This window comes from Candidatus Zixiibacteriota bacterium (genome assembly GCA_040753495.1).
In the GTDB taxonomy this organism is placed as follows: Bacteria; Zixibacteria; MSB-5A5; order GN15; family PGXB01; genus DYGG01.
Genome location: JBFMEF010000035.1, coordinates 1 through 8652, shown reverse-complemented (window position 1 = coordinate 8652; position 8652 = coordinate 1). Strand labels below are relative to the sequence as shown.

The window sequence follows — 8652 nt, the reverse complement described above, 5'->3', positions numbered from 1 at the left end:
TCCGGAAGCCCGGCTTTTCATTTCCCGCGCCATTTGCTTACTTTCTGCTACTTCGGAATTTACCGGCACAATATGCCTTCCTTTATGCCTTAAGTAAAGAAACCAATTAAGCAGGCAGATTCGTTAACAAATAGCCAATAATATCACACGACCGTAAAGCCGTTCCTTATATTGAAGATTCTGAACCTGCCATTTAAACAAAATATCGGCAAAAAAGTGCCAAAAAATTACGACGAACTTAGTCCATTATTGCCTACCATAACTGCCTAACTTATTATATTACAATTGTTTATTATGCGGCAAAAATACGATTTGTAGAATAGTTCCACGATTATAGAGATAAAAAGTCCCTATTCATCTTCCCGGTCTTATTCCCTCGCCAAAATTAAACCGCCACGACCCTTCTTGGTCCTGGCGGTTGGTTGAATCAGCGACTCAGGCTTATTTCCGAGCGGCGCTTATTTTAACCGGGACTCCTTTTGTGATACTGTCAAAAACCGGCGAAAAGGTTGGACCAAGCTTCGCGATATCTTGAAGTTGCTCGTCGGAGGCGTCAGCCTTGATCTTGAAGCGCATCCGAATTTCCTGATAACCGCGTCTTACATCCTCACGCAGACCCAGGAACCCATGAAGGTCAATATCGCCCTCGACCTCCGATTCGACTTCTTCAATCTCAATTCCACGCGCCGCGGCATGATAGACCATCGAAGTGGTTACGCAGGCGCTCAGGGCATGAAGTAAGTACTCCACCGGATTGGCTCCCCGGTCTTCACCAAGCAGAATGGCCGGCTCATCGGCATCAAAGACAAAAGGGGTCACATGGTCAATATCTTCCATGGCTCCATGGAAATTCTTGATGGTAGAGCGATTCCATCCACCTCCAAGCCACTTATTGGCATTCCGAAAATGGAACCGGGCGATGCCGGGAGTCGCCTTAATGGCGTCGATTGTCTCGACGAGTCTGTCAACGTTAACGCCATTGACGATTTTCTGAGTGGTTTCCGTTGTTTTCATTTTATACCTCCTGTTTAAGTTAGTTTCTAATCTGGCTTGACCAGTCATGGAACTGACTTAGCAGGAGACATGCCAATTGACAATCGTCCGCCTAAGCGCTTGTCTAAATTGGAATTGCAGTGTATCGAGGGAGCGACGGTTGCTGGCGAGATTTCGTTGAAAACGAAAATTCGTAACAAGATATGACGATATTTCGTTATTGCTCGAGATATTATCTTAAACCATGGGGGCGAGTTATTCCCAGGGCTTTCATGCGGGAACTCAAGGTGGTGGGAGGAATTCCCAGGATTCTTGCGGCGCCGTCATTTCCGGCGACTTTCCAGGATGCCCGCTCCAGAGCGGCAATGATGTTTTTTCGCTCCAGTTCCTTCAATTCATTTACCGACCTGACAACTTTGTCGCTCCTCGATTCTGATTTATTGGAGAGAGAATCGCTGAGTGTTTCCGGCACAGGAATCAGGGATGCCAGTCGCAACTCGCCGTTACGCGACATTATTACCGCCCGCTCAATCACATTTTGAAGTTCCCGCACATTGCCGGGCCAATTATAATCCATCAGATATCGATAACATTCCGGCGTCAGAGGCGCCATGGTTCTTCCCAGTTCCCGAGCGTATTTTTCCAGAAAGAATTCCGCCAGGAGTATGATATCTTCCCCTCTTTCCCGTAAAGGCGGCACCGTGATGGGAAAGACGTCCAGCCGGTAATAAAGGTCTTCACGGAACTTCCCCTGCGCGACATCTTTTTTCAGGTCGCGATTGGTCGCCGCAATCACCCGGACATCAACTTTGACGGTGCGGGAGCCGCCCACCGGCTCAAACTCCCCTTCCTGCAGTACGCGCAGCAATTTTGCCTGCGTATCCAGCGGCAGCTCTCCAACTTCATCGAGGAAGATTGTCCCCCGATCCGCCAGTTGGAAACGTCCCTCCCTCTTATTTATAGCACCGGTGAAAGCCCCTTTTTCATGGCCAAAAAATTCGCTTTCGATTAATGATGAGGGAATAGCGGCGCAATTGACCCGAATCATCGGAGACGCTGAGCGCTTGCTGGCTTCATGAATGATTCGGGCGATTAATTCCTTTCCGGTCCCGGTTTCGCCGCAAATCAGCGCGGTCGAATCGGTCGGCGCCACCTGCGCCACGGCGGTCATGACCTGATGCATCTTCTCAGATCGATACAGTACCGGTCCCTGCTTCTGAATCTTCTCCAATTCCTCTTTGAGATATTCCGCTTCATGAGCCAGCGTATCAATCTTTCTCTCTGCAATTAACTGCTCCCGGATGTCGCGAAGAATGATGGAAAAATAACTCTCCCCTTTGACTTTGAAATGAGAAAGGCTGGCTTCCACCGGAACCGATTCGCCTTTGAGATTTTGAAGAATCAGCCCCCCGGGAATCCAGAGGTAAGGGCGTCCGCTTTTGTTTTGGCGCAGTTCGACGGTCAGGCGGCTCAGCTTGGAGCCGCTCTCTTTTGGCATCCAATCCGCTATTTGGCGACCGCAAAGCGCCTCGGCCCCGGCTCCCAGAATCTTGACCGCCGAGCGATTGACGCGGTTTATGATTAAATCTTTATTGAGCTCTATGATTGCATCCATGGCGCTGTCAATCAGAAGCGCAATTTTCTCTTCCCTTTCCACAATTGACCTTTCCGCCCGGATGCGGCAGAGTTCGGCTCCGGCTCGAGCCGCAAAAATCCTAAAGACCGCCTCGGCGGAAGGCCTCTGGGGCATTGGCTTATTATCCAGTATAGCCAGATGTCCCATAACGGCGCCATCGGGGTCGGTCAGCGGAACCCCCATATAGCTTACCGCATTCATTGATTTCAGGTCCGGGTCATGGGGATACAGCTCCACAACATTCTCGGAATAATGCACCAGACATTTCTTCTCGACTACCGGCTCGCAGGGGGTGCCGGAAATATCATACTCATAATGCTCCACAAAATTATCGTCCAGCCACAAGGCAAGCGCCCGCAGCCTTCGACAATCCCGCAGGTATTCTGTCACCCAGGCGCCGTGAACATCAAGCGCTTCAGCGAGATTCTTTACCAACGAGCGGAAAAAATCAATCCCGACCTTTGAGGATGTCCCCTCCATTATCTTTATGATGGTTTGGTCGCTATTCATCCCATGACCATTCAATCATCTAAGTGAGCCCGGTTCCGAATTTGCGCCGAAAGGAATCGCTCTATCATCCGGTTGACCCAGTCGGGATGGGTCATCGGCGCCATATGCCCCAGGTTGAGAAGTCCCCGCACCTCGGCTTGCGGAAGCGTCTTCCCCAGAAGCCAGGTGATTTTCTGGGTTGATGCCGGGGAATCAAGACCGTACAGAAGCAGAGTCGGTTTGCTGAAACCGGCGATATCATACAACGACTGCGGGCTGTAAATGGCGGCGTCAAAGTCACTCGGCACCTTGGTCATTCTCTCGGCGATCGCTCTCTTTTGCCAATCCGGAAGTCCGCCCCAGTTTTCGCCGCCGGTCCAGTAGTTGACAAACTTTTCCGCCGCCCGTATGGGGTCATCCTTTTCGATATTTTTCCTTACCCGGGTCTGAACGTCCCAAATCTCGCGGGCTTCCGTCGAACAGGGGGCTTCACCATAAAGCAGTTGAAAGAGCACCGGCTCATATACCACCAGACTGGCTACTTTGTCCGAATGAAGAAGCGCATACGCCATCGCCACGGCGCCGCCGTAGGAATGTCCCACCAGATGCGCCGGTTCATCATACGGCGCCAGCGCCGGTTCTATTAAAGCGACCTCATCATTCAGAGTCAGCATTCTTTCTTCTTTCCAATGAGGCGACTTGCCATAACCGTAGAGGTCCACGGCTATTACAGTGAAGCGATCGCTCAGTCGCTCCGCCAGAGAATTCCACTGCTTGGAGGAACTGGTACTGCTGTGCAGACAGAGCACCGGCGGTCCCGAACCGACGGCTTGAAAATGGAAATTTCCTTCTGACATCGTCATTTTTCTCATAATCTTAGTTCCCGGGCGCGACAACAGTTTCAATCGCAATGGTGCTTTCCCCTCGGAGCAATAGCCAATATCCGGGATTTTTGTGAAGACTTTACGATGAAGGGGGCTGATTTATTAGTGTGAAACGAGCCTCTGGTTCATTTGGCGACGACTCTGCCGGGACGTTGCGCTTGATACAGATACTGATAGATTTCTCTGGCAACAGCTGTCATTTCTCTTATAAATTCGCTGTCAAGCGGACGTCTTTTGCCGACTTTTTTCAGGCTGGAAACGTCAAAATAGGACAGAGTCAATAGATTACGGTCAGCCGAGAGCATCAGGCGACGGTCGGAACTCTCCAGCCAGCGAAGCAGCGGCTCATCAAAGACTTTTTTTATTTCATCCGGTTGATTTCCAAAGAGGTAATACCTGGCCTCAAATTCCGGTGATAGTTTTAACCTGATTGACGGCAATTGGCGACTGATGATTTTCTCGCTGAGAAGATTGAGAAATCGGCCCAGTTTGCCGCCGAGCGGTATCTTGGGTGACAGAATGAATCGGGGCAGAATCAGCTGCGAGGAGCGGATAACCATGGTTCGATTATTTGACTCTGAGGGCTCCGGGTCAAAAAGATAGAGTTCCATTCCACCGGTACTGTAACGAAACGCTTTGCCGATATGGCGGCGATGACGGGAGCGCCTGGTATCGGACGCCCAGGGACCATTGAGAGCCGTTATTATTTCGTCATCAACCTGGGGAACCTCGAAGAATCCGCATTCCATAAAGGTGCGCGCCACAGTTTCCTGGTATCGGCGATAGGAGCGAACAGAATAGATGACGGCCGCGATAATCAGAGCCGCCATAAGAAAAACCAGATATGCCGGATTCAATGTAACCGACCTGCCTCTTCACAGAATGATACTATAATCCTGATTATCGGCAGGGAGGGAAATAGTCTTAAGCAGACGGCGCCGGTAGACACTCCCGGCAAGGTGCGCTCAGTAAAAAAGAACGAATACTTTACTCCGACTGCAGGGGGCTTCCCAGCCGCGCCTTCATCCAGGCGACCGTTGCCGGCGAACCTGTAAGATTCAGCCACCAATCCGGGGTCGGATTCTCAAAGAAGACATCGTAGCGGAGTGTCACCACTTTTTCAATATCGTTGAATTCCCGCGGCGCCCCGAACATCTGCTTGAAGAACAGGGGATAATTATAGGAGTCGGGAAGTTGATACATTTCATCTTTGGACAGGGTGGTCAGAAAAGCGCCGGCGAGCGCCGCCTGATGAAGAAAAATATTAGTTTTGGGGTCCAACCGCGCCTGCTGCTTAATCATCGAATCCTGGTACAGGGTTTCAAACGCCTTCTTCCATTGCCGCAGCAGACCGGCATCGGTTCTGACAACGAGAATTCCGGCATTAATATAGGGGCGGATTATCTCGTCGCTTGCCGCCGTCTTCATTGGAAAAATCGATGAGTCCGGTATCTTCAGCAGGTGATAGACCCGCGACCAGAACTGGTCGGGCGGTTCCGCGTAAAGAGAGCCGATATTCCGGTGCATGACCGGCCTCCAGCCGACTTTTATCAGTTTGCCGGAAATATCAAATTCCGCCGGTTCTTGCAGAATGATGGTGTCTTCATCAAGCCAGACCAGAATCTGATTATCATCATCCAGCTCTTCCTCACATTGGGCAGCGGCGTACACTTTACGGGCATAGAAGTACCGGAGCGCCTCGGGAGGGGCGCTGATCTGTCGTCTTGTTACTCCCATCTTCTCCAAACGGGCGACCAGGGAGCTGTCACTTGCCATAAGTTCCGGGGGGAAGTAAATGCTCATCGGGGCATTGGAAAAGCGCCCCCCGAATTCCCGCAGACTCTCACACAGCACCAAAGCATGTCGCAATTGGGTTGCGTTCTGCGCAAAGGTGGCGAAAACGATGCGCGGTCGATTGCTTTCCATCACCGGGCTTTCTCCCTGAATCTCATTATCTGCGGCAAAATTCAGTGATGTTGATAAAATTAGCCATATTGAAAGCGATAGAGTTCTCATCATAAGCAACCTCCCTCCCAATTCCCGGACCATCAATAATTCGCAACATTGTTCTCATCGCTGCTTGATTTCTCGATATCTCCTCTCGGCATAAAAATAGACAAAACGGGAGATAATCATTATCAATAATTATTACGGATTCAGGCCGGGATGGTTTCGACCGTATGGGTTACCTATGAGACAATTCGAGGGTAGCCTGATTAGAATCCGGTTGATATCTGGAGGGCGTAGAGATTGGAATCGAAATAATCGTTGATATCGAATCGATTGAGCTGCGTCACCAGTTTAACTGTAACATTTCGACTCGGTTTGTACCCGATACCGAACTCGTATCGTTTGAGGGGATAATCCCATTTCTCTTTGCCGCCGTCGCCGATATCGATTTCCGATGGCTCGAAGAAATCAAAGCGAGCGGCGCCGTACCAGCCGGGTGCGAATTTGTATTTGGCTTCCAGATAACCGGCGACCACTTTCAGGTCGGGGAGATACGGGTACTCCCATAGCGCGTAAAAGGTTTCGGAGTATATTTCCAGCATCCGATGGGCGAAATAAAGGTCATACCCGGCGCCGGCATTAATATAATCGGTGAATGACCGTCCGGGCGGTAGGATATCGTCAAACTGCTGGTCTGACAGATAAGGACCGAAGAAGGCGGAGCCGCCGAGCACCAGACCCGGGGAAAAATTGTATGCCAGGCGCATGGTGAACTGGGGCACCTCTTTTTTCTGCTCCACGCTGGTCAGCGAAACCGCTCCGGCAAGGATGCCAAAGGAATAATCGAATTTCTTAATTGAGCCATACAGTTCCAGCCCGGTGTTCCAGCAGGCATCATAAATTACGGGAAGCCCCGTGTTGTACCGTTTGCCTTTCTCCTCCAGAAACTCGTCGACATTGCGGACTGGTTCATCCCGCCCCGGTACGATATTGGAATGATGATTGTACAACAGGGGAGTGCCGATAAGCGGGTTCTTGTCGCTGTAAGTGCGCGCGGCATAGCTGCCAACCGTGGCCGGAATGTACCCAATATTCAGATTGAGGTTCTTCTCCAGCAACCGCTCCACCCTCAGGTAGGCGCCATACGGCACTATCGATGACTGGTCGGTGAGCAACTGCACGAACAGGTCGCTGTTTTCAGACAGAGGGGCATCGAAGAAAAGGCGGGTTCTGACAGTATGAAAATTGCTGTGATTCTTGAAAGTGAGATTGACTATGTCCGGCTCCTCGGCATTGCGAAAAACAATATCCAGAAGCCCGCTGACCTGAACCTGCGCCGCTGCTGTCGAAAATGAGATAAGAAATGACATTAGTGCTATTGAGATCTGCCTGGCTTTCATGACGGTATCTCCTCACGAATAATTCAACACCTGGGACGAGAGGGCGGTCATTTTCAGGGGGAGCTCGATTTTGAAGACGGTCCCTTTTCCCGTTTCCGACTCAACCTGAATAGTCGCCCCATGGTCTTCCACAATTTTTCTGGCAATCGCCAGCCCCAGCCCGGTGCCCCCTTCTTTCCCTTTCGTTACAAAGGGGTCGAAGATGGTGGGAAGGATTTCCGGGGCGATGCCGGGTCCGTTATCAGAAATAAATATGGATACTCCCCGATCGGTCAATGACCAGCGAAGGCGCAGTTCATCGCCGGGAGTTAATGCCTCGCGGGCGTTATTGATAATGTTGTCAATCACCCGCTGAAAGCGGGTCGGGTCGATGCTGACGGCGATATTATCTGGTCCGGCGGCGGCAATATGAAGACCGGCGCGCCGGAAAGCATCTTCGTGGAAGGCTATTATCTCTTGGAAGTAACCGGCGAGATTAACGGTCTTAATTTCAAGATTGCTTCTCCCCCGGCTGTATTCCAGTATATCCCGGGTCAGGTCTGCCATTCGATTGACCTGGGCGTTAATGGTGGTGCAGGCCCGTTTCAGCTTCTCATCATCAGCATACCGCTCTGCCGTTAACTCTGCTGTCCCTTTTATTATGGTCATGGGATTTTTGAAATCATGAATGATGCCGGTGGCGAAATTCCCGATGGTCGCCAGTCGTTCCGCCTGCAGACGATTCCGGTGCGCCTCTTCCAGTTCCTTGCGGCTGCGCACTATCTGGGCGCGCATTTTCTCAAACTCCGCGGTCAGATATCCCAGCTCATCCTGCGATTGCGGGGTCAGCGTAAAATCGAATTTGTCTCCGGCGATTTTCTCGGCGGCGGCGACCAGATATTCAATCTGACGTCCGATACGCCTCGAAGCGAAGAGATATATCGCGGCGACGGCCATAACCCCCCCGACAATGGAAAGTACCATAAGCGCCAGGATAACTTTCTTTCGAACCGGGCTGATATGCTCATCGATTGAGCCCGCAAAAATAATCTCGGCGGGAAGATACTCGGAAGGCACCCGGTAAAGCACCACCTCTTCGCCTTCAACTTCTGTTTCATACAGTTTTGAGATGCCCCGATTCCGTTCCGTGAGAAGTTCTGGCTGACGCAGCAGAATGTCCGCCAGACGGGAGACGCTGTGACCTATAATCTGGTTCTGTTCCTGGATGAAGAGGTCGAATCCGGTCAGCCGCTGGAGCTCTTCAGCCATCAGACTTGAGGCCGGCGATGCCGCCGCCAGCCAGCCCATATGATGGGCGGTA

General features: G+C 51.3%; 7 protein-coding genes. All 7 read right to left on the bottom strand.

The genetic code is table 11. The features are described from left to right. Window positions 1-441: 441 nt before the first annotated feature. A complete protein-coding gene (locus AB1690_01860; protein MEW6014045.1) occupies window positions 442-1014 on the bottom strand; it encodes an OsmC family protein in 573 nt (190 codons plus the stop codon). 211 nt (window positions 1015-1225) lie between these two features. Further along, on the bottom strand, window positions 1226-3139 hold the full coding sequence (locus AB1690_01855) for a sigma 54-interacting transcriptional regulator (GenBank protein MEW6014044.1): 1914 nt from the start codon (window positions 3137-3139) through the stop codon (window positions 1226-1228). A gap of 11 nt (window positions 3140-3150) precedes the next feature. Then, window positions 3151-3975 carry an alpha/beta hydrolase gene (locus tag AB1690_01850; GenBank protein MEW6014043.1) on the bottom strand — a complete coding sequence of 275 codons (825 nt, stop codon included), beginning with the start codon at window positions 3973-3975 and terminating at the stop codon, window positions 3151-3153. Window positions 3976-4127: 152 nt separating this feature from the next. Next, a complete protein-coding gene (locus AB1690_01845) occupies window positions 4128-4859 on the bottom strand; it encodes a hypothetical protein (GenBank protein ID MEW6014042.1) in 732 nt (243 codons plus the stop codon). A 130-nt stretch (window positions 4860-4989) separates the two neighbouring features. Continuing rightward, the gene (locus AB1690_01840) at window positions 4990-5928 is read right to left on the bottom strand and encodes a hypothetical protein (protein MEW6014041.1); all 939 of its coding nucleotides are present in this window, start codon (window positions 5926-5928) and stop codon (window positions 4990-4992) included. A 290-nt stretch (window positions 5929-6218) separates the two neighbouring features. Beyond that, the gene (locus AB1690_01835) at window positions 6219-7352 is read right to left on the bottom strand and encodes a hypothetical protein (protein MEW6014040.1); all 1134 of its coding nucleotides are present in this window, start codon (window positions 7350-7352) and stop codon (window positions 6219-6221) included. 12 nt (window positions 7353-7364) lie between these two features. Then, window positions 7365-8652: HAMP domain-containing sensor histidine kinase (locus AB1690_01830; GenBank protein MEW6014039.1), on the bottom strand; the 1288-nt coding region annotated here is incomplete at its 5' end.